Raw genomic sequence first — 21,068 nt, forward strand, 5'->3', positions numbered from 1 at the left:
GCCTGCTCGCGATGACTGACTTCCAGGCGCTACATTACTTAACCTGTGGCCCGTTCCCGATCTGCCACACAAACGGCGGCTCGGTCCCGTTGATCGACCAGTCCCCGACAATCCGCGCCTTGTAGATCACCGGATTGTGCGACGACACTGTCCGCGCATTGCGCCAATGACGGTCCAGCGCTTTACCCTCACGCGTATCCGAAGCGCCCAGTGCATTGAACAGCTCAGTGGTCGCACGCTGGATCAACTCCGAGACCACCACCTGAGCCTTGGCCGATTCGATTTCCGCCGCGACATTCGCCGCCCGCTCCAGGGTTTCATCCCCTGAGAACCGCGCCAGGTAAGCCCGCTGTGCCGGTTGTGCCGCCCTGACTGCGCTGGCTTCTGCGGCGTACACCCACGCCGCCACCTCACCGACCACTTGCTGCACCTGCGCATCCTGGCTGACGTGCTGGGCGTTGCCATGACTGTAAATGCGTTTGCGCTCCCGCACCTGATGCGCCACATCGCGCAACGCCGCGCGACCGATCCCGGCCAGGGTCGCCAGCAAGACAAGCTGATAGAAGGCCGTCTGGTATTTGAAGCGGGTGGCGAAGTCGATGATGTTTTCGGCCTCCACTTCGGCATCGATAAACCGTGAAGTGCCGCTGCCGGTGGTGCGCTGGCCGAAACCGTCCCAATCGTTGCTCTGCACGATCCCCGACTGGCGAGTGCGGACCGCGGCAATCACGTCGCCGCCGGTGTCGCTGCGCTGGGCGTAGACGTCGATCCAGTCGGAAAACAGGCTGCCGGTGCTGTAGAACTTTTCGCCGGTGAGTCGCCACTGATCGCCGTGGGGCGAGACTTTGGTGATGACGTCGCCAATCGCCACGTTGCCAATCTCGGTCCAGGCGTTGCCGACAATGTCACCGTCGACGAAGCGTTTGAACCACAGATCCCGGGCCGGCCCCGGCGCAGCGTTCAAGCGATCCTCGGCAAACGCGAAATGCCCGCGCAAGGCCTGGGGCACATTGGAATCAGCTTCGGCCAGTTCGATCAGCAGCTCGAACAACTGGGGCAGGGAGGCGCCACCACCACCGTATTCAACGGGCACCCGCACCGCGCCAAACCCGGCGTCCTTGAGCCACTGAATCGGCTCGAACGGAAGACTGCGAGACTGTTCGCGCTCAACGGCGCCGGCGGCGATGCGTTGAAAGATCGGGCGGAATTTTGTGGCCAGCGCTTCATAGTCGGTGCCAATGGACAGCGGGTTGATTACCTGGTGTTCGGTCATGGGATGGCTCCTTGGGTCGGCAGTGAGTGCCAAGGGGGATTGCACGGTCCATGCCGGACAGGGGCGGCCATGATTTGCTGGGAAGTGTGGATGTCGATGCCGCTAGAACTGTTGCTGTACCAACAGTGCAGCAGCAAATTGCCCTGACACACCCGAATCAGTGTGGGAGCGAGCCTGCTCGCGAAGAGGCCATCAGATTCAATATTGATGTTGGCAGGCACACCGCCTTCGCGAGCAGGCTCGCTCCCACAGGGGTTCTCGCTCGGGTCAAGACAGTCGTGTCAAGTGCTGGCACGGTTGCTGCTCTCACCCAAGGACTTCCAAAAAGTCCCGAGGACATGCCAATGAGTCAGCAAGCCGTCAAATTTGCCTACTGGGTGCCGAACGTCAGCGGCGGGCTGGTGGTCAGCAAGATCGAGCAACGCACCCATTGGGGCATCGACTACAACCGCAAGCTGGCGCAACTGGCCGAAGAGGCGGGTTTTGAATACGCCTTGACGCAGATTCGTTTCACCGCCGGTTATGGGGCCGAGTACCAGCATGAATCGGTCGCCTTCAGCCACGCGCTGCTGGCGGCTACCACAAAATTGAAAGTGATCGCCGCGATCCTGCCTGGCCCATGGCAACCGGCACTGGCGGCCAAGCAACTGGCGACGATTGATCAACTAACTAATGGTCGGGTAGCGGTGAACATCGTCAGCGGCTGGTTCAAAGGCGAATTCCAGGCCATTGGCGAACACTGGCTGGAACACGACGAACGCTATCGCCGCTCCGAAGAGTTCATTCGCTCGTTGAAGGGCATCTGGTCCCAGGACAACTTCACCTTTCGCGGCGACTTCTACCGCTTCGACAACTACAGCCTCAAACCCAAGCCTTTGGGCCAGCCGGAAATCTTCCAGGGCGGCAGTTCCCGCGCAGCCCGGGACATGGCGGCGCGGGTCTCGGATTGGTATTTCACCAACGGCAACACCCCGGAAGGCATCAAGGCCCAGGTCGACGATATCCGTATCAAGGCCGCTGCGAACAATCATTCGGTGAAGGTGGGTGTGAACGCATTTGTCATCGCCCGTGACACGGAAGAAGAGGCGCGAGCGGTATTGGCGCAGATCATCGACCAGGCCGATCCGGAGGCGGTGAATGCGTTTGGCGATGCCGCGAAACAGGCGGGCAGGGCGTCACCTGAAGGCGAGGGGAATTGGGCCAAATCGACGTTCGAAGACCTGGTGCAGTACAACGACGGCTTCAAGACCAACCTGATCGGCACGCCGCAGCAGATTGCCGAGCGGATCGTGGCGCTGAAAGCGGTGGGCGTGGATCTGGTGCTGGCGGGATTTCTGCACTTTCAGGAAGAGGTGGAATATTTCGGCAAGCGGGTATTGCCGTTGGTGAGGGAGCTTGAGGCCAAGGCTCAGTTGAAGCAGACCGCCGCTGTCGCGTGACGGCGAACTACCCCTGTAGGAGCTGCCGAAGGCTGCGATCTTTTGATTTTGCTCTTTTAAGATCAAAAGATCGCAGCCTTCGGCAGTTCCTACAGGGGGGATTGTGTTTACAGACCGAGGTCAGACAGCCCCGGATGATCATCCGGGCGACGGCCCAGCGGCCAGTGGAACTTGCGGTCGCTTTCCTTGATCGGCATGTCGTTGACGCAGGCATACCGGTTGGCCATCAAACCATCTTCATTGAACTCCCAGTTTTCGTTGCCATAGGAACGGAACCAGTTGCCCGAGTCGTCGTGCCATTCATAGGCGTAACGCACGGCGATGCGGTTGCCAGTGAAAGCCCAGAGTTCCTTGATCAGTCGATAGTCCAGTTCCTTGGCCCATTTGCGCGTGAGGAAACCTTTGGCTTCTTCACGGTTGTAAGCGAACTCGGCCCGGTTGCGCCATTTGGTATCCAGGGTGTAGGCCAGCGACACCCGTTCCGGGTCGCGGGAGTTCCAGCCGTCTTCGGCCAGGCGAACTTTTTCGATGGCCGATTCACGGGTGAATGGCGGCAATGGCGGACGAACTTCGGCGTTAGACATTTAAAGTCTCCCTATCAAATTAAAGTTCAAGCAAGTTGTCGGGCTTGGTTAAAGTGTTACAGGTCCAATAACGTTCGCGCCATGCATTGCGCATTATCGGCGGCACTGTGATCACCCATGACAAGCGCCACGGTAATGGAGCCGTCGATCAGGATCAGCAGCTGTTTGGCCAGCGTCTCCGGGTCTGTCGCGCCATGTTCGGTGCAGAGCTCGCACACGTAGTCGAGCAGCTTCTGTTTATGTTCTTTGGCGACCAGGCGAACCGGGTCTTGCGGATCGCCGGTTTCACCGCTGGTGTTGATAAATGCGCAGCCACGGAAACCTTCGGAGGCAAACCAGGACTTGAGCACGGTAAACAGGTTGAGCAGCCGGTCGGCCGGGGTTTCGGCCTGGTCGACTGCGCTTCTGTACCAGTGCATCCAGCGCACGTCGCGGCGTTGCAGGGCCGCGACGATCAGCTCCTCCTTGCTGGCGAAGTAGCGGTAGATACTTTTTCTGGAGACGCCGGCGGTTTTCACCAGAAGATCCATCCCGGTGGCAGCGATGCCACTTTTGTAGATCAACTTTTCGGTGACATCCAGAATGATGTCGCGTGTGTCGTTGCTAGTGATTTCGTTCATGCGGCCAACAGTAGAACGATCGTTCTCCTTGGTCAAGCATCTATTTTATTCGCCTGTGAAATTGCTATCGCGAGCAGGCTCGCTCCCACAGGGGAATGCATTTCAAATGTGGGCGCGAGCCTGCTCGCGATGGGCCATTACAGACACTAACAAGACCCAAGCCCATCCATGGTGTAAGCTCTCGGGTTCTTCGGATTCGACCCATTGCGAGCCCTATGCCGTCGCTTTTCAAACGCTCTCTGCTGCCCAAACTGCGCAGTTTTCCGCTGACCGCCGATGCCGTCACCATCCTCTCTGGCGCTGCCGAGTTCCGCCGTTGCCTGCTGGAAAAAATCGCCCAGGCGACCCAGCGCATCTACATCGTCGCGCTGTATCTGCAACAGGATGAAGCCGGCCAGGAAATTCTCGATGCCCTGCACGCCGCCAAACTGGCCCGCCCGGAACTGGACGTGGTGGTGGTCGTCGACTGGCTGCGCGCCCAACGTGGCTTGATCGGTGCAGGCAAGCAGCCGGGCAACTCGGCCTGGTATCAGGAAACCACCCGCACTCACGACAGTGTTGTCCCGGTGTACGGCGTGCCAGTGCAGACCCGCGAGTTGTTCGGTGTGCTGCATTTGAAGGGTTTCGTGATCGATGACTGCGTGATCTACAGCGGCGCGAGTCTGAACAACGTCTATCTGCACAAGTTCGACAAGTACCGCTACGACCGCTATCACCTGCTGCAAAACCGCGCTTTGGCCGATTCGATGCAGCACCTGATTCAGCACGGCTTGATCGCCTCCAAAGCGGTGCATCGCCTCGACTTGCCGAACCTGCCAACCACCCGCAGCCTGCGCAACGATATCGGCGACCTGCGCAGCCGCCTCAAGCACGCGACGTACGACACCACGACGGGCACCACCGCCAAAGGTGGTTTGTCGGTCAGCCCGTTGCTCGGTGTGGGCAAGAACAACCCGTTGAGCCGGGTGATTTGCGAGTTGATCGCCAGCGCCCAGCATCAACTGACGATCTGCACGCCGTACTTCAATCTGCCGCTGGCGGTGACCCGGGAAATCAACCGGGCGCTGGCACGAGGCGTGAAGATCGATATCGTGGTCGGCGACAAGACGGCCAACGACTTCTACATCCCGCCAAGCGAACCGTTCAAGGTCATCGCGGCGTTGCCGTATCTCTACGAGATCAGCCTGCGGCGCTTTGCCAAGCGTCATCACCGCAGCGTCGACAGCGGTCAGTTGAACCTGCACCTGTGGAAGGACGGCGATAACACCTATCACCTCAAAGGCATGTGGATCGATCAGCGCTACACCTTGTTGACCGGCAACAACCTCAATCCACGGGCGTTCCGTCTCGACCTTGAAAATGCGCTGCTGATTGATGACCCCAAAGGTGAACTGCTGGAACCGCGGCGCACAGAACTGGCCGAGATCTTCCAGCACACCCGCCGCATCGAACGTTACCAGGACCTGGAAACCCTTCCGGATTACCCGGCGGGCGTGGCCAAATTCCTCAAGCGCGTCAGCCGTGTGCGGATCGAACGCTTGCTCTATCGCATTCTATAAAGCCTGGCGCTGCCTGGGGGCCGGCCACAGGGCCACGAGCAGCAGCAACGCGGCGGCCACCAGGTAGGGAAAACGCGGATCGATGCCGTAAATCAGCGTCGCCGCCAGCGGCCCGATCACCACGCCGAAACCTTGCGCGGCACCGATCGAACCGGCCGTCGCGCCTTGCTCGGAAGCCTCGACCGCGTTGGCGGCGAGCGCGGCGAAGGACGGAAAAATCAGGCCCATGCCGCCCGCCGAAACAAAGAAGCACAGCCACAAACCCCACGCGGTGTCGGCAATCATGCTGCCGGAGAACCCTGCGGCAGCCACCAGTGCGCCGACCCGGATCAGTTGCAGCGGTGGCCATTCCAGTCGACGCACCACCAACTGCGAACAGATCAACGCAAAACCGACCATGGTCAGGGCGATACCGGCCGTTTGCGCGGCGTCTGCCGGGTTCATGCCGAGTCGGTCGAGGGCGAAAAAGCCGACGGTGATCTGTGCGATGGACACACAGAGCATTGCCACAAACGCCACCGCCATTGGCCGGCACAGACGCGGATCGTTCAGGTGAACCTTGCGCGGCGCCTGGCGCAGGTGCAGTTCCTGAGCCTTGAGCTTGTAGCGCAGCACGAGGAATGCGAGCAACGGCAGAAAGGCCATCGCGTAAAACGGCAGGCTCAGGCTGTAACGAGACAGCAAGGCCGCTATCGCCGGGCCGATCACCAGCCCACAAGCGTTGGCGGCGCCCAGTGCGGCCATGGATTTGGCGCGGTGCTGGGGTTCGACGTTGTCGGCAATCAGTGCATTGCAACCTACCGGGATCGCGGCATAGAACATCCCGATCAGCCCGCGTCCGAGCATCAGCCCGATAAACGCCAGCAGCGCCGAAGGCAGTATTCGCAATGACGTGTCGATGAACAGGCACAAGGCCCAGTAGGCGAGGGTGAAACCACCGGTGCCAAGCAGCAGGATCCGTCGCCGCCCGAAGCGGTCGCTGGCCTGACCCCAGGGACGCGCCAGCACCATCCAGATCACGCCGGACACCGTGACCGCCGCACCCGCCTGCCAGGTGGCCAGACCCAGCACCCGGGCAATCGGGCCGATCAGGGAGACGAACGCCATCATCGCCATGGTGCAGGCCATGTTGGCGATCATGAGTGGGCGCAGGTCGAAGGTGGGGGCAGGCATGGGGTGAGTCTTTCGTGAACATTATTATTGGCGAGGGATGTTAGCGCGGCCTGTGCAATCCATCAGGAAAATGTGTCGCCGGTGAGAAAGCAATCGCGAGCAGGCTCGCTCCCACAAGGGATCTGTGCCGACCACAAATCCAATGTGGGAGCGAGCCTGCTCGCGATGAGGCCCGCTCAGACGCTATAAAACTCAGTTCAGCCCTAGCTTCCCACGCAACGTCGACAAATCCTCAGCCAGGGTATTCACCGGCCCGACCAGCGCCTTGCGGTCGCTTTCCTTCACTTTGTCGTAGGTCTCGAAACCGCCACCCTTGGTTTTGTACTTGGCCAGCGTCTTGTTCACCGTGGCGAAGTTCTTGTCGACCTTGGCAATGAACGCCGCGTCCTGTTTCTCGATCTGCGGACGGAACAGATCAACGATTTTCTTCGCGCCGTCGATGTTGCCCTGGAAGTCATACAGATCGGTGTGGCTGTAACGGTCCTCTTCACCGGAGATCTTGGTTGCGGCGACTTCTTCCAGCAGCGCGGCAGCACCGCCCACCACTTTTTCCGGCGGGAAGGTCAGGCCAGCCACGCGGGCTTGCAGGTCTTGTACGTCCTTGTTCAAACCATCGGCCAGTTCGTCCAAGCCTTTGGTGCTGTTTTCCGAGAACAGTGAGTATTCGATGCGGTGGAAACCGGTGAAGTCTTCGGCTTTCACGCCTTTTTCGTGGTCATCGACACGGGAGTCGATGGACGCGTCCAGGTCACTGAACAGTTCGGCAATCGGTTCGATCGACTCGTAGTAAACCCGGGTCGGGGCGTAGAGTTTTTTCGCGGTGGCCAGGTCACCTTTTTTCACCGCGTCGGTGAACTGCTGGGTGTGACTGGCCAGCTCGTCCAGCTGTTCGGTGACGTAAATCTTGTAGTCCGAGATCGGCCCCACCAACTCCAGCGGCGCCGTCGCCGCGAAAGCCGAAGGCGGGGTGTTGAGCAAACCAAGGGTCAGCAGTAACGCGAGTGGCGACTTTTTCATGGGACGGTTCCGTGTGGGGGTTGGTTTATGCAGTTGTTTTTGGAGATGCAGCGTCAAGCAGCGAGCGGCCGATGAAATCCTCGTCGCCCGTTACACCCGGCAGGGTGAAGAAGTACCCGCCGCCGACCGGTTTGAGGTATTCCTCGAGCGGCTCGCCGTTGAGTCGGGTTTGCACAGTGATGAAGCCTTTTTCCAGATCGGCCTGGTAGCCGATGAATAACAAGCCCATGTCCAGCTGACCGTTCTTGTTCACGCCATTGGAGTAGTTGAACGGCCGACGCAGGATCAGGTTGGCCTGGGTCGCGGCGGTGCGCGGGTTGGCCAGGCGAATGTGCGCATCGAGTTTGGTCAGCTTGCCTTCCGGGTCCTTGGCGTAATCCGGGACCTCGGTTTCGTGGGCGCCGCCCATGGGCGCACCGGTGCTTTTGATGCGACCCAGAATGCTTTCCTGTTCCTGCAGTGGCGTGCGGTCCCAACGCTCGACGAAGTTGCGGATGATCCGCACCGCTTGATAGCTGCCATTGGCCGTCCAGGCCGGTTCGTCGCTGCCGGGCTGGACCCAGACGATGCTGTCCATGGCTTTGGCATCGTTGGAATCGGGGTTGGCCGAACCGTCGCGAAACCCCAGAAAGTTACGCGCGCTCTGCGCCGGTACACCCGGTTTCACCGGAGCCTGGGGCGGCACGCTGCCTTCCTGTTTCCAGCGCACCAGCAGCAAGTCCGGCAGGTTTTTCACGATGTCGCGCAAGGCGTGGATGTTGGTATCGGTGGTGTTGGAGCAGAACTGCAAACTCAAGTCGCCGTGGCAGCAGTCGGCTTCCAGCGCATCGTTGGGGAAGCCGACCATGCGGATCAAACGCGTGGGTTTGGCGTGGGCCAGACCGAAGCGCTCGTCGAACAACGACTCGCCCACCGACACGGTGATGGTCAGGTTGTCTGGCGTGACGACCGGGCCAAGAATGCCCGAATCCACCGGCGGCAGTTTCGGATCGACCTGCGTCACCGGGCCGCCCTTCATCAGGAACGCGATGCGCTCGTTGAGGGTGCGGAACAGCCGTTCCAGATCGTCGCGGTCGCTGGCCAGCACATCGAACGACACGAGCATGCCCGACGCCGGGCGCGGGGTGACGATGCCGGTCTGGTGCTTGCCGTGGAACTCGTGACGGTCTTCGGTCTTGTCGCTGCTCGGCGCTTCGGTGACTTGCGCCGGGCTGGCGGCCATCGCCGGGCAGCTCAGTGCCGAACCGGCCAGGGCCACACCGGCGGCGCCCATGCCCATCAATACCCGGCGACGCTGAAGGTTGAATTGCTCTGATTCGTTCATCTAAAACTCGTCTTCTGCTTACAGGCCGGAAAGGCCAAGGGCGGGATCGATTCCATCGAGTGCGTCGGCCAGCGCCTTGGCCTTGTCGGCGATCTGTTTACGCTGTTCGGCGCTGACACTGTCGTAGCTCGCGTAGCCATCGTTGACCTTGAAACCGTTGAGTTCGGCATCGAGGCCGGCGACAGCGCTGTCGATCTTCGGTAGCAGCTCGGCGGCAGACTTGGTCAGCAGCGGACGCAACAGATCGACGACTTTGCGGGCGGCTTCCAGGTTGGCGGCAAAACCGTTCAGGTCGGTGTGGCTATAGCGTTCCTCTTCGCCGCTGCTGGCGCGCACCTCGGCGATGCTGTTGAGGTTGCGCACCGCAATGCTCACCAGTTGCTCCGGCGGCAGCGATTGGGCCAGCAGTTGTTGTTTGAGCGTGGTGACGTCGGCAATCAGCCGCTGGGCCACCGGTGTCAAACCGTCGAGACTGCGTTGCTGGAACAGCGCATATTCGAGGCGATGGAAACCGCTGAAGCCGGGGTCCTGCTCGCGTTTTTCGAAGTAATCGGCACGGGCGTTGATTCCATTGTCCAGCTCGGCCAGACGCTGTGCGGCCGGCGCAATACGTTGATAGGCGGCGCGGGCCGGTACGTACAAGGCTTGTGCCTGGCTCAGGTCACCGGCTTCGATGGCTTGCTCAAGGGCGGTGACGGCTTTGATCAGCGCGGTGCCTTGGCTGCTCAGGTAAACGCGGAACTCCGACAACGGACCCACGAACGCCACCATCGAAGGCTTGGCCTTGGCGGCCGCATCGGATGCGGCGGTCGGCGTGACATGCAAGGTGCCGCGCGGGTTGCTCAGCAGGCCACAGGTGATCGCGTAGTCGCCGGGCAACAGGTTGGCGTTGATTACCTGACTCAGGCCGGGCGCGATGTTTTCCCGTTCTTCGACCACCAGCACGCCGTCGAGGATTTCCCATTCAACGGCCCGGTCCGAGCGGTTGACGATGCGGAAACTGGCACGACCTGCCGGGACGGTCAGCGCATTCGGTTCGCAGCTGTGCGGGTGGATGGTTACCAGCACTTCGTCATGGTTGGCCTGTCGCTTGGCCGCGGCCATTTTCGAGGCGTAATAGAACAGGCCGCCGGCGGCGATCATCACGATCACCGAACCGGCCACCGCCCAGCGCAAGGCGCGGGGAGGGGAGGCCTGAGGAGGGGCTTGATTTGGCATGGGTGCCCTTACTGGCTGGAAATCATTGCTGGAAATCGCAACCCTGTAGGAGCGAGCTCGCTCGCGAAAACACCACAGGCGCCGCTGTACATCTGGTTTTGCGCGTTATCGTTAACGACCATCGCGAGCAAGCTCGCTCCTACGGGAGGGTGGGGCCGGGAGAAAGAACATCACCAGCGCCACCACCAGATAAATCAGGTACGCCCCGAGGGTGCTGACGGTCGGCGCGTCCTGATAGCCAAACATGCCGGCCAGCACCGAGCCCAACGGGCCGTCCATCGGCAGCGTCGCGCTGAAGTCAAAGAGCACGGTTTGCAGGTGATTCCAGACCCCGGCTTCATGCAGCGCTTGCACGGAATTGGCCAGAATCCCGGCGGCCACCACCAGGATGAACAGGCCGGTCCAGCGGAAAAACGCGCCGAGGTTCAGGCGCATGCTGCCGGTGTAGATCAGGAAGCCGACGATGATTGCCAGGATCAGCCCGAGTAGGGCACCGATGGGGGCGGCCGGGCCTTCGCTTTGCTGGAACACCGCGAGCAGGAAGAACACGGTTTCCAGGCCTTCGCGGGCCACGGCGAAGAACACCATGGCGATCAGCGCCGTCACCTGGTGTCTGGAACCGGTCAACGCGTGATCGAGGGAAACGTGCAGCGAATGCTTGATCGAACGCGCGACTTTGCGCATCCAGAACACCATGGAGCTGAGGATGCCGACAGCGACGAGGCCAACCACACCTTCAAACAACTCCTGTTGTTTCTGCGGGAACTCGGCGCTGACCAGTTCCAGGCCACCGCCTACCAGCAACGCCAGGGCCGCGGCGAGGAATACGCCGATCCACACGGCGGGCATCCACTCGCCACGGCCGGTCTGCTTGAGGTAACTGGCGATAATGCCAACGATCAATGCGGCTTCAATGCCTTCGCGCAGCATGATCAGAAAAGGAACAAGCATTCAGCACCGTCGCAGAACTAGATAGGGTGCTAATTTGTAACATAATGACACTCATTCCCAAATGGCAATAGTTGACATTTACCTGAACCTAGCCTGAACAACCCTGAAGATCACCCGTGTCCCCTGTGGGAGCGAGCCTGCTCGCGATAGCGGACTGTCAGCCGAAGTTGATGTCACCTGACACGCTGCTATCGCGAGCAGGTTCGCTCCCACAAGGAATCTGTGTTGATTGAGCGGCTGCGCTAATATGCCCACCACTTCAAACAAGAACAGGGCTTGCCTCGCTCAATGTCGGAAAAAGACACCATCTCCATTCAACTGGTGCGTGAAGCGCTGTTGCAAAGCTGTGCCCCGGGCGTCGCCACCGAAGAGGTGTTGAACAAGGTCGGCATCGATCCGACGCTGCTGGCCACCCCCGATGCCCGCGTCGCGGCCACGGCTTATGCACGCTTGTGGCGTTTGCTGGCCCGACGCAGGGACGATGAATTTTTTGGCATGGACCCGCGCAAGCTCAAATCCGGCAGTCTGGAGTTTCTCTGTCGTTGCTCCATGGTCCAGCCGAGCCTTGCTGCGGGGCTGATCTCCGGGCTGGGTTTCCTGTCGTTGATGCTCGAACACCTGCCGGCGCAGCTGGTTCGTCAGCAAAGCCTCGCGGAGATCGTGCTGCTGGAGGACGACCAGGATCCGCGCCGCGCCTTCACCTATTTCACCTACTGGATGATCGTTCATGGTGTGGCCTGCTGGCTGGCAGGGCGGCGGATTCCGATCCTGGCCATCGAGTTGCGATGCCCGGCGCCGGACTTCTGCGATGACTATCAGGTGATGTTCTCGGAAAACCTGCGCTTCGACCGGCCGCGCACCCGGATGATTTTCTCGGCCGATTGCCTGGATTTACCGATCAAGCGCAGCGCTGAAGAACTCAAGCGTTTCCTGGCCCATGCGCCGGCGAACATTCTGGTGAAGTACCGCGATCCAGAGAGTCTGGCCAGCCGGGTCAAGCACGATTTGCGGCAACTGCCTGCCGAACACTGGCCGGAGACCGAGGCCCTGGCGCAACAGTTGTGCATGTCGGCCTCGACCCTGCGCCGGCGCCTGGCGGAGGAAGGGCAAACCTATCAAGGGCTCAAGGACAGCGTGCGCAAGGAATTGGCCATCGTCTGGCTGGCCGAACCCGCCATCAGCTTTGCCGAAATTGCTGCGCGGCTGGGGTTTGCCGATACCAGTTCGTTCTACAAGGCGTTTCGCAAGTGGTCCGGGTCGAATCCGGGGCATTACCGCAGCCTGATTTTGAATGAGGCTGACTGATCCAGACTGATCCAGACCTTATGTTGATGCAGCCGGCCTCATCGCGAGCAGGCTCGCTCCCACAGTTGATCTCTGTCGCACTGAAAATCCAATGTGGGAGCGAGCCTGCTCGCGATGAGGCCCTCCCAGGCGCCACATCTCTCGGATCTTGGCCAAACCAGTCACGCAACTTGATAGCTTTGACCATTGCCCCACCCCCCGCGCAGAGCGAGTATTTCCCTGTTAGTTACGGTTCCCCCAACCTAATAAAAATACAGAGGGATTCTGGCAATGCGCGACTACTTGTCTGCTACATCTCAGTTCAATTATCAGCACACCGTCGACGCCTCGCTCGCCGGCGACTTGACTGCCCTCAACGCCTGTATCGAGTGTTGTGACCGGCACGCCTTGCCGGGGCGCATTGCGCTGTTCTGGGAAGGCCGCGACGGCGCCAGTGCGACGTACACCTTCAGCGACTTGCAGGACAAAGCCGCGCGTTTCGCCAATTTCCTGCTGGCCCAGGGCGTGAAGAAAGGCGACAAGGTCGCGGGCCTCTTGCCGCGTAACATCGAATTGTTGATCACCGTGTTCGCCACCTGGCGCATCGGCGCGGTCTATCAGCCGCTGTTCACCGCGTTCGGCCCCAAAGCCATCGAACATCGCCTGAGCTGCTCCGGCGCCAAAGTGGTGGTGACCGACGCGGTCAATCGCTCGAAACTCACTGAAGTCGCTGACTGCCCGACCATCGTCACCGTCGCCGGTCCCAAGGGGCAGGGCATTGTTCGTGGCGATTACAGCTTCTGGGCCGAACTGGCCAATTATTCCCCTGAGTGCGAACCGGTCCTGCTGACCGGCGAAGACCCGTTCCTGCTGATGTTCACCTCGGGCACCACCGGCCCGTCGAAAGCGCTGTCGGTGCCGCTCAAGGCCATCGTCGCCTTCGAGAGTTACACCCGTGACGCCGTGGACCTGCGCCCCGACGACGCATTCTGGAACGTGGCCGATCCGGGTTGGGCCTACGGCATCTATTTCGGTGTGACAGGTCCCATGGCCATGGGGCATCCGATCACTTTTTACGATGGCCCGTTCACCCTCGAAAGCACCTGCCGGGTGATCAACAAATACGGGATCACTAACCTCACCGGATCACCGACCGCGTATCGCCTGTTGATCGCGGGCGGCGACGAGTTTGCCAAGTCGATCAAAGGCAAGCTGCGCATCGTCAGCAGCGCCGGCGAGCCGTTGAACCCGGAAGTGATCCGTTGGTTTGCCGACAACCTCGGCGTGGTCATTCACGACCATTACGGCCAGACCGAACTGGGCATGGTCCTGTGCAATCATCATGCGCTGGAACACCCGATCCACATGGGGGCCGCGGGTTTCGCCTCGCCCGGCCACCGCATCGTGGTGCTGGACGATGAGTACAAGGAACTCGGCGTTGGTCAGCCAGGCATTCTGGCCATCGACCGTACCCAGTCGCCGATGTGCTGGTTCGGTGGTTACGAAGGGGCGCCGACCAAGGCCTTCGTCGGCAATTACTACCTGAGCGGCGACACTGTCGAGTGGAACCCGGACGGAAGCATCAGCTTCGTCGGCCGCAGTGACGATGTGATCACCACGTCTGGCTATCGCGTCGGTCCGTTCGATGTGGAAAGCGCGTTGATCGAACACCCGGCCGTGGTCGAAGCCGCCGTGGTCGGCAAACCCGATCCGGAACGCACCGAGCTGGTCAAGGCGTTCGTCGTGCTCAGCGCGCAATACCGCGCCGCGCCCGAGTTGGCAGAAGAACTGCGCCAACACGTGCGCAAGCGTCTGGCCGCGCATTCGTACCCCCGTGAAATCGAATTTGTCAGTGAGTTGCCGAAAACCCCAAGCGGCAAATTGCAGCGCTTTATCTTGCGCAACCAGGAAATCGCCAAGGCTCAAGAGGCTGCGGCGAAGAACGTTTCAGCTTGAATCCAAGGAAACAATGATGCAGATCGAAAACAAGGTTTTTCTCGTTACCGGCGGCGCGTCCGGTCTCGGTGCGGCCACGGCTGAAATGCTGGTCGCGGCCGGCGCCAAAGTGATGCTGGTGGACATGAACGCCGAGGCGGTCGCAGCCCAGGCTCAACGCCTCGGTGCGCAGAGCGTGGTGGCCGACATCAGCAACGAAGCCGCGGCCGAAGCGGCCGTGCAGGCGACGGTCAAAGCCTTTGGCGGCCTCAATGGCCTGGTCAACTGCGCCGGTATCGTTCGTGGCGAGAAGATCCTCGGCAAGAACGGCCCCCATGTGCTGGCCAATTTCAGTCAGGTGATCAACGTCAACCTGATCGGCAGCTTCAACATGCTGCGACTGGCGGCGGCGGCGATTGCCGAAACCGAAGCAGATGTCGACGGCGAGCGCGGCGTCATCATCAACACCGCCTCGGCGGCGGCTTATGACGGCCAGATCGGTCAAGCCGCCTACGCGGCGTCCAAAGGCGCAATCGTCAGCCTGACGTTGCCAGCCGCCCGGGAACTGGCGCGCTTTGGCATCCGGGTGATGACCATCGCCCCGGGCATTTTCGAAACGCCGATGATGGCCGGCATGACCCCGGAAGTCCGCGAGTCCCTGGCCGCTGGCGTGCCATTCCCGCCGCGCCTGGGCAAACCCGGCGAGTATGCCGGGCTGGTCAGGCATATCATTGAAAACAGCATGCTCAATGGCGAGGTGATCCGTCTCGACGGTGCCTTGCGCATGGCCGCCAAGTAAGGAGGATTTGTCATGACCCTTTCCAACGATCCCATTGTTATCGTCAGCGCCGTCCGCACCCCGATGGGTGGTTTCCAGGGCGAACTGAAAAGCCTGACCGCGCCACAACTGGGCGCTGCGGCGATTCGCGCTGCGGTTGAACGCGCCGGTGTGGCGCCTGAATCCGTCGAAGAAGTGTTGTTCGGCTGCGTGCTGTCCGCCGGCCTCGGCCAGGCCCCTGCGCGCCAGGCCGCACTGGGTGCCGGGCTGGATAAATCGACCCGCTGCACCACCCTGAACAAGATGTGTGGCTCGGGTATGGAAGCCGCCATTCTGGCCCACGACATGCTGATCGCCGGCAGCGCTGACGTGATCGTCGCGGGCGGCATGGAAAGCATGTCCAACGCGCCGTACCTGCTGGACCGCGCACGCAGCGGTTACCGCATGGGCCACGGTCGCGTGCTCGATTCCATGTTCCTCGACGGCCTGGAGGACGCCTACGACAAGGGTCGCCTGATGGGCACCTTCGCCGAAGATTGCGCCGAAACCAACGGTTTCAGCCGCGCAGCCCAGGACGAATTTGCCATTGCTTCGACGACCCGCGCGCAACAGGCGATCAAGGACGGCAGCTTCAAAGACGAGATCGTGCCGCTCACCGTGACCGTCGGCAAAGAGCAGGTGCTGATCAGCAACGACGAGCAGCCACCGAAAGCCAAACTGGACAAGATCGCCTCGCTGAAACCGGCGTTCCGCGAGGGCGGCACCGTCACGGCGGCGAACTCCAGTTCGATCTCCGATGGTGCGGCGGCACTGGTGCTGATGCGGCGCTCCGAAGCCGAAAAACGCGGTCTCAAACCACTGGCAGTGATTCACGGCCACGCAGCGTTTGCCGATACGCCCGGCCTGTTCCCGGTTGCACCGGTGGGCGCGATCGAGAAACTGATGAAGAAAACCGGCTGGTCCCTGGACGAAGTGGATCTGGTCGAAGTCAACGAAGCGTTCGCGGTGGTCAGCCTGGTCACCATGACCAAACTGGAAATCCCCCACGAGAAGATCAACGTGCATGGCGGCGCTTGCGCCCTGGGCCACCCGATCGGTGCGTCCGGCGCGCGGATCCTCGTGACCTTGCTCTCGGCCCTGCGCCAGAAAGGCCTGAAACGCGGCGTTGCGGCGATCTGCATCGGCGGCGGTGAAGCGACGGCCATGGCCGTTGAATGTCTCTACTAAGCCCCGCACGGTTCCTGTAGGAGCTGTGTAGGTGCCATGTAGGAGCTGTCGAGTGAAACGAGGCTGCGATCTTTGTTTTTAAAAAATCAAAGTCAAAAGATCGCAGCCTCGTTTCACTCGACAGCTCCTACAAGGTCAATTGTATTTTTAAGGACTTGGCATGATTCCCAATGACGAACAACTTCAGATCAGCGAAGCGGCCCGGCAGTTTGCCCAGGAACGGCTGAAACCGTTCGCCGCCGAGTGGGACCGTGAGCACCGTTTCCCCAAGGAAGCCATCGGCGAGATGGCCGAACTGGGCTTCTTCGGCATGTTGGTGCCGGAGCAGTGGGGCGGTTGCGACACCGGTTACCTGGCCTACGCCATGGCCCTGGAGGAAATCGCCGCTGGCGACGGCGCCTGCTCGACCATCATGAGCGTGCACAACTCGGTGGGTTGCGTGCCGATCCTCAAGTACGGTAACGACGACCAGAAAGAGCGCTTCCTCAAGCCGCTGGCCAGTGGCTCGATGCTGGGCGCCTTCGCGTTGACGGAGCCGCAGGCCGGCTCCGACGCCAGTGGCCTGAAAACCCGCGCCAAGCTGAACGGCGATCACTACGTGCTCAACGGCTGCAAGCAGTTCATCACCTCCGGGCAGAATGCCGGGGTGGTGATCGTGTTCGCCGTGACCGACCCGAGTGCCGGCAAGCGCGGCATCACGGCGCTGATCGTGCCGACCGATTCGCCGGGTTACAAAGTCGCACGGGTTGAAGACAAACTCGGCCAGCACGCGTCCGACACCTGCCAGATCCTGTTCGAAGACGTGAAGGTCCCGGTGGCCAACCGATTGGGCGAGGAGGGCGAAGGCTACCGAATCGCCCTGGCCAATCTTGAAGGCGGGCGTGTCGGTATCGCCTCGCAATCGGTGGGCATGGCCCGTGCGGCGTTCGAAGCGGCCCGTGATTACGCCCGTGAGCGCGAGAGTTTCGGTAAGCCGATCATCGAGCACCAGGCGGTAGCGTTCCGTCTGGCGGACATGGCGACCCAAATCGCCGTTGCCCGGCAGATGGTGCATTACGCGGCGGCGCTGCGTGACAGCGGAAAACCGGCGCTGGTCGAAGCGTCCATGGCCAAGCTGTTCGCCTCGGAAATGGCCGAAAAGGTCTGTTCCTCGGCGTTGCAAACCCTCGGCGGTTACGGTTACTTGAACGACTTCCCGCTGGAGCGGATCTACCGCGACGTACGGGTCTGCCAGATCTACGAAGGCACCAGCGATATTCAGCGCATGGTCATTTCGCGCAATCTCTAAAAAGGAACCCCTGTAGGAGCGAGCTTGCTCGCGATAAACGTTAACGATGACGGGGGCCAGGATAAAACGCGGCGCTCTCACGTCCTTCGCGAGCAAGCTCGCTCCTACAGGGGATCGAGCTTTTTTGCAAAACAGGAGTTATTTATGAGTTACGAAACGATTTTGCTGGAAACCCACGGCCGCGTGGGCCTGATTACCCTCAACCGTCCGCAAGCACTGAACGCGTTGAATGCACAGATCGTCAGCGAACTGAACCACGCCCTCGATGGCCTGGAAGCCGATTCGAACATCGGCTGCATCGTGCTGACCGGCTCGAAAAAAGCCTTCGCCGCTGGCGCCGACATCAAGGAAATGGCCGAGCTGACCTATCCGCAGATTTATCTGGACGACCTGTTCAGCGACAGCGACCGCGTGGCAAACCGCCGCAAGCCGATCATCGCGGCGGTGAACGGTTTTGCCTTGGGCGGTGGTTGTGAACTGGCACTGATGTGCGACTTCATCCTGGCCGGCGACAACGCCAGGTTCGGCCAACCGGAAATCAATCTCGGCGTGTTGCCGGGCATGGGCGGCACCCAGCGCCTGACCCGCGCGGTGGGCAAGGCCAAGGCCATGGAAATGTGCCTGAGCGGTCGACTGATCGACGCGGTGGAAGCGGAGCGTTGCGGAATCGTTGCGCGGATCGTGCCGGCGGATGAGTTGCTGGAAGAAGCGCTGAAAGTCGCAGCAACGATTGCCAGGAAGTCGTTGCCGATTGCGATGATGGTCAAGGAAAGCGTCAACCGCGCCTTTGAAGTGAGCCTGTCGGAAGGCGTGCGCTTTGAGCGTCGGGTGTTCCATGCGGCGTTTGCGACGCAGGATCAGAAAGAAGGGATGGCGGCGTTTATTGCCAAGCGTGAGGCTGAGTTCCAAGGTAAGTAATGCGGCGTTTTCGCTGACGCTATCGCGAGCAGGCTCGCTCCCACAAGGGATCTCATGAACGCTGGAGATCTACTGTGGGAGCGAGCCTGCTCGCGATGCTTTTAGGGCATCACACCAGGTAGTGCTTCAGTTCCCGGGCAATCACCATGCGCTGAATCTCGCTCGACCCTTCATAAATCTGCGTAATCCGCGCATCCCGGTAGTAACGCTCCACCGGGTAATCCTCCAGATACCCATACCCGCCATGAATCTGCATCGCCGACGAGCAGACCTTTTCGGCCATCTCCGACGCAAACAACTTCGCCTGTGAAGCCTCCGACAGACACGGTTTGCCGGCACTGCGCAACCGCGCCGCATGCAGGATCAACAACCGCGCTGCGTTCAGGCGGGTGTGCATGTCGGCCAGCATGTTGGCGATGCTCTGGTGCTCGATGATCGGCTTGTCGAACTGCACCCGATCCCGCGAGTAGGCCAGCGCCGCTTCGAACGCCGCACGCGCAATGCCCAACGCCTGCGCCGCGATGCCGATGCGCCCGCCTTCGAGGTTGGACAGGGCGATGGCCAGGCCTTTGCCGCGTTCGCCGAGCAGGTTGGCTTCGGGAATGCTGCAGTTGCTCAGGGTGACCGCGCAGGTATCGGAAGCACGGATGCCCATCTTGTGTTCGGTGCGATCAACGATGAAACCCGCCGTGTCCGTTGGCACCAGGAACGCTGAAATACCGCGCTTGCCCAGATCCGGGTCGGTCACCGCAAACACGATCGCCAGTTTCGCCCGCTTACCGTTGCTGACGAATTGCTTGGCGCCGTTGATCACCCACTGGCCGTCGCGCAGTTCGGCGCGGGTGCGCAGGTTGTGCGCTTCGGAACCGGCCTGCGGTTCGGTCAGGCAGAAGCAGCCAATGGCCTGGCCGCTGGCCAGATCCGGCAGCCAGGTCTGTTTCTGTTCTTCGGTGCCATAGTTGAGGACCGGCCCGCAGCCCACCGAGTTGTGGATGCTCATCAGTGCGCCAGTGGCGCCGTCGCCGGCAGAAATCTCTTCCACCGCCAGGGCGTACGCGACGTAGTCGACATAAGTACCGCCCCATTCTTCGGGCACCACCATGCCCAGCAGGCCGAGTTCGCCCATCTTCGCCACCAGACCGTCGTCAATCCAGCCGGCCTTCTCCCAGGCTTGCGCATGGGGCGCGATTTCGCCGCGGGCAAAGTCCCGGGCCATGTCGCGGATCATCACTTGCTCTTCGCTCAATTCGATATCGTGCATGGCTCAGCTCCCGCTCCGCTCAAAACCCGTGAAAAAACTCGCGACGTGTTCGGCGTCCAGCGCCTGCAAGGTCGGCGGATTCCAGCGCGGGTTCTTGTCTTTGTCGATCAGCAAGGCGCGCACGCCTTCGATCAGGTCGCCGCGTTCGAACCATTGGCGGTCCAGGTGCAGCTCCAGGGCGAAGCAGTCTTCCAGGCTCAAGTGCCGACCGCGACGCAGCATTTCCAGGGTGACGCCCATGGCCAGCGGCGAACGGCTTTCCAGCAGGTCGGCGGTGGTGACTGCCCACTCATGGCTGTCGGCGACCGTTACTTCACGCAGTTGCTCAACAATACTCGGCACATCGGGCAGGGCGAAGAAGTGATCGATGGCCGGGCGCAGTTTGCTCAGTGGCGCATCAGGCAGTTGCTGCACCGCGAGTTTCGCCAACAGACCTTGCAGGTCTTTCAGCGGTGTTTCATGCCATTCGAGCTGATCGAGTTGTTCATCGAGCGTGCCCAGTTGGGCGCTCTCCAGGTACCAGTCGGCCAGGCCGCAATAGAGCGCATCGGCCGCGCGGATTTGCACGCCACTGACGCCGAGGTAAATACCCAGTTCACCGGGAACCCGTGGCAGGAAGTGGCTACCCCCCACGTCCGGGAAATAACCAATGGCCACTTCCGGCATCGCCAGACGGCTTTTCTCGGTGACCACCCGCAAGTCGGCACCTTGCACCAGGCCCATGCCGCCGCCCAGGACAAAACCGTCCATCAAGGCGAGCACGGGTTTGCGGTAATGGTGGATAGCGAGGTCGAGGGCGTATTCCTCGACGAAGAAATCTTCGTGCAACGTATCGCTGCTTTTAAAGCTGTCGTACAGCGAGCGGATATCGCCGCCGGCACAGAAAGCCTTCTCGCCAGCACCGCGCAACACCACCGCATGCACGAGCGGCTCGTGCGCCCAGGCTTCAAGCTGACGGTGCAGGTTGCGGACCATGTCCAGGGTAATGGCGTTGAGGCCGGCGGGGCGGTTCAGCGTCAGGTGACCAATGTGGTTGCGAACCTCGGCCAGCACGTGGTTTTGCGTGGCATCCATGGACGAAGTCCCCTTCGATGAAACCTGAGCAGTCATCACTAACTCCCTGCTTTTATTGTTCTTTATAGAGAAGCTCGCGCGCGAGCGATGCTGGATCGTAACAGTGCAAATTTGCCATGTACAACCGAGATATGTGCAGGTCTCG

The 21,068-nt window shown here is 61.0% G+C and carries 18 protein-coding genes; 8 read left to right on the top strand and 10 right to left on the bottom strand.

The window, feature by feature from the left end:
* Positions 1-34 precede the first annotated feature (34 nt).
* Positions 35-1,273, bottom strand: coding sequence for an acyl-CoA dehydrogenase family protein (locus tag ACYZUD_RS06415; RefSeq protein WP_462023156.1), 1,239 nt, complete (start codon positions 1,271-1,273; stop codon positions 35-37).
* A gap of 344 nt (positions 1,274-1,617) precedes the next feature.
* On the opposite strand from ACYZUD_RS06415, the gene sfnG reads away from it, so the two are divergent.
* The gene (gene sfnG, locus ACYZUD_RS06420; RefSeq protein ID WP_462023157.1) at positions 1,618-2,712 is read left to right on the top strand and encodes a dimethylsulfone monooxygenase SfnG; all 1,095 of its coding nucleotides are present in this window, start codon (positions 1,618-1,620) and stop codon (positions 2,710-2,712) included.
* Positions 2,713-2,819: 107 nt separating this feature from the next.
* On the opposite strand, the gene ACYZUD_RS06425 is transcribed toward sfnG, so the two are convergent.
* Together ACYZUD_RS06425 and ACYZUD_RS06430 are read right to left on the bottom strand one after the other, a co-directional pair.
* A complete protein-coding gene (locus ACYZUD_RS06425; RefSeq protein ID WP_462023158.1) occupies positions 2,820-3,296 on the bottom strand; it encodes a nuclear transport factor 2 family protein in 477 nt (158 codons plus the stop codon).
* A 56-nt stretch (positions 3,297-3,352) separates the two neighbouring features.
* Positions 3,353-3,916, bottom strand: coding sequence for a TetR/AcrR family transcriptional regulator (locus ACYZUD_RS06430; RefSeq protein ID WP_462023159.1), 564 nt, complete (start codon positions 3,914-3,916; stop codon positions 3,353-3,355).
* A 215-nt stretch (positions 3,917-4,131) separates the two neighbouring features.
* On the opposite strand from ACYZUD_RS06430, the gene pssA reads away from it, so the two are divergent.
* Positions 4,132-5,475, top strand: a complete 1,344-nt coding sequence (gene pssA / locus ACYZUD_RS06435; protein ID WP_462023160.1) for a CDP-diacylglycerol--serine O-phosphatidyltransferase — start codon at positions 4,132-4,134, stop codon at positions 5,473-5,475.
* Here the strand turns inward: pssA and ACYZUD_RS06440 are convergent.
* The 5 genes from ACYZUD_RS06440 to efeU form a co-directional block, all read right to left on the bottom strand.
* Positions 5,470-6,648, bottom strand: coding sequence for an MFS transporter (locus tag ACYZUD_RS06440; protein ID WP_462023161.1), 1,179 nt, complete (start codon positions 6,646-6,648; stop codon positions 5,470-5,472). The genes pssA and ACYZUD_RS06440 overlap by 6 nt on opposite strands.
* Before the next feature lie 192 nt (positions 6,649-6,840).
* Complete coding sequence (gene efeO, locus ACYZUD_RS06445; protein WP_462023162.1) at positions 6,841-7,665, bottom strand: iron uptake system protein EfeO; 825 nt, start codon at positions 7,663-7,665, stop codon at positions 6,841-6,843.
* A gap of 25 nt (positions 7,666-7,690) precedes the next feature.
* Positions 7,691-8,989: an iron uptake transporter deferrochelatase/peroxidase subunit gene (gene efeB, locus ACYZUD_RS06450; protein WP_462023163.1), complete on the bottom strand. Its 1,299-nt coding sequence runs from the start codon at positions 8,987-8,989 to the stop codon at positions 7,691-7,693.
* An 18-nt stretch (positions 8,990-9,007) separates the two neighbouring features.
* Positions 9,008-10,207: an iron uptake system protein EfeO gene (gene efeO / locus ACYZUD_RS06455; protein ID WP_462023164.1), complete on the bottom strand. Its 1,200-nt coding sequence runs from the start codon at positions 10,205-10,207 to the stop codon at positions 9,008-9,010.
* Between the two features lie 111 nt (positions 10,208-10,318).
* Entirely contained in the window at positions 10,319-11,158 is an 840-nt protein-coding gene (gene efeU / locus ACYZUD_RS06460; protein ID WP_462023165.1) for an iron uptake transporter permease EfeU, read from the bottom strand.
* Between the two features lie 288 nt (positions 11,159-11,446).
* Between efeU and ACYZUD_RS06465 the strand changes: the two genes are divergently transcribed.
* The 6 genes from ACYZUD_RS06465 to ACYZUD_RS06490 all read left to right on the top strand — a co-directional run bounded on the left by ACYZUD_RS06465 (position 11,447) and on the right by ACYZUD_RS06490 (position 18,588).
* On the top strand, positions 11,447-12,463 hold the full coding sequence (locus tag ACYZUD_RS06465; protein ID WP_462025193.1) for an AraC family transcriptional regulator: 1,017 nt from the start codon (positions 11,447-11,449) through the stop codon (positions 12,461-12,463).
* Positions 12,464-12,733: 270 nt separating this feature from the next.
* Positions 12,734-14,398 (top strand): AMP-binding protein, encoded by a 1,665-nt coding sequence (locus ACYZUD_RS06470; RefSeq protein WP_462023166.1) that lies wholly within the window; start codon positions 12,734-12,736, stop codon positions 14,396-14,398.
* 16 nt (positions 14,399-14,414) lie between these two features.
* Positions 14,415-15,176: an SDR family NAD(P)-dependent oxidoreductase gene (locus ACYZUD_RS06475; protein WP_462023167.1), complete on the top strand. Its 762-nt coding sequence runs from the start codon at positions 14,415-14,417 to the stop codon at positions 15,174-15,176.
* Between the two features lie 12 nt (positions 15,177-15,188).
* A complete protein-coding gene (locus ACYZUD_RS06480) occupies positions 15,189-16,382 on the top strand; it encodes an acetyl-CoA C-acyltransferase (protein WP_462023168.1) in 1,194 nt (397 codons plus the stop codon).
* A gap of 160 nt (positions 16,383-16,542) precedes the next feature.
* Complete coding sequence (locus ACYZUD_RS06485) at positions 16,543-17,670, top strand: acyl-CoA dehydrogenase (protein WP_462023169.1); 1,128 nt, start codon at positions 16,543-16,545, stop codon at positions 17,668-17,670.
* A gap of 144 nt (positions 17,671-17,814) precedes the next feature.
* Entirely contained in the window at positions 17,815-18,588 is a 774-nt protein-coding gene (locus ACYZUD_RS06490; RefSeq protein WP_462023170.1) for an enoyl-CoA hydratase, read from the top strand.
* Between the two features lie 109 nt (positions 18,589-18,697).
* Here the strand turns inward: ACYZUD_RS06490 and ACYZUD_RS06495 are convergent, their stop codons facing one another.
* Positions 18,698-19,849: an acyl-CoA dehydrogenase family protein gene (locus tag ACYZUD_RS06495; protein ID WP_462023171.1), complete on the bottom strand. Its 1,152-nt coding sequence runs from the start codon at positions 19,847-19,849 to the stop codon at positions 18,698-18,700.
* A gap of 3 nt (positions 19,850-19,852) precedes the next feature.
* Entirely contained in the window at positions 19,853-20,959 is a 1,107-nt protein-coding gene (locus tag ACYZUD_RS06500; RefSeq protein WP_462023172.1) for an enoyl-CoA hydratase/isomerase family protein, read from the bottom strand.
* Positions 20,960-21,068: the final 109 nt, after the last annotated feature.

This window comes from Pseudomonas sp. XS1P51 (genome assembly GCF_054897845.1).

Bases quoted from the DNA above. Each gene is read 5' to 3' on its own strand.
- ACYZUD_RS06415 (WP_462023156.1), bottom strand. From the start codon at position 1,273: ATGACCGAACACCAGGTAATCAACCCGCTGTCCATTGGCACCGACTAT.
- sfnG (WP_462023157.1), top strand. From the start codon at position 1,618: ATGAGTCAGCAAGCCGTCAAATTTGCCTACTGGGTGCCGAACGTCAGC.
- ACYZUD_RS06425 (WP_462023158.1), bottom strand. From the start codon at position 3,296: ATGTCTAACGCCGAAGTTCGTCCGCCATTGCCGCCATTCACCCGTGAA.
- ACYZUD_RS06430 (WP_462023159.1), bottom strand. From the start codon at position 3,916: ATGAACGAAATCACTAGCAACGACACACGCGACATCATTCTGGATGTC.
- pssA (WP_462023160.1), top strand. From the start codon at position 4,132: ATGCCGTCGCTTTTCAAACGCTCTCTGCTGCCCAAACTGCGCAGTTTT.
- ACYZUD_RS06440 (WP_462023161.1), bottom strand. From the start codon at position 6,648: ATGCCTGCCCCCACCTTCGACCTGCGCCCACTCATGATCGCCAACATG.
- efeO (WP_462023162.1), bottom strand. From the start codon at position 7,665: ATGAAAAAGTCGCCACTCGCGTTACTGCTGACCCTTGGTTTGCTCAAC.
- efeB (WP_462023163.1), bottom strand. From the start codon at position 8,989: ATGAACGAATCAGAGCAATTCAACCTTCAGCGTCGCCGGGTATTGATG.
- efeO (WP_462023164.1), bottom strand. From the start codon at position 10,207: ATGCCAAATCAAGCCCCTCCTCAGGCCTCCCCTCCCCGCGCCTTGCGC.
- efeU (WP_462023165.1), bottom strand. From the start codon at position 11,158: ATGCTTGTTCCTTTTCTGATCATGCTGCGCGAAGGCATTGAAGCCGCA.
- ACYZUD_RS06465 (WP_462025193.1), top strand. From the start codon at position 11,447: ATGTCGGAAAAAGACACCATCTCCATTCAACTGGTGCGTGAAGCGCTG.
- ACYZUD_RS06470 (WP_462023166.1), top strand. From the start codon at position 12,734: ATGCGCGACTACTTGTCTGCTACATCTCAGTTCAATTATCAGCACACC.
- ACYZUD_RS06475 (WP_462023167.1), top strand. From the start codon at position 14,415: ATGCAGATCGAAAACAAGGTTTTTCTCGTTACCGGCGGCGCGTCCGGT.
- ACYZUD_RS06480 (WP_462023168.1), top strand. From the start codon at position 15,189: ATGACCCTTTCCAACGATCCCATTGTTATCGTCAGCGCCGTCCGCACC.
- ACYZUD_RS06485 (WP_462023169.1), top strand. From the start codon at position 16,543: ATGATTCCCAATGACGAACAACTTCAGATCAGCGAAGCGGCCCGGCAG.
- ACYZUD_RS06490 (WP_462023170.1), top strand. From the start codon at position 17,815: ATGAGTTACGAAACGATTTTGCTGGAAACCCACGGCCGCGTGGGCCTG.
- ACYZUD_RS06495 (WP_462023171.1), bottom strand. From the start codon at position 19,849: ATGCACGATATCGAATTGAGCGAAGAGCAAGTGATGATCCGCGACATG.
- ACYZUD_RS06500 (WP_462023172.1), bottom strand. From the start codon at position 20,959: ATGACTGCTCAGGTTTCATCGAAGGGGACTTCGTCCATGGATGCCACG.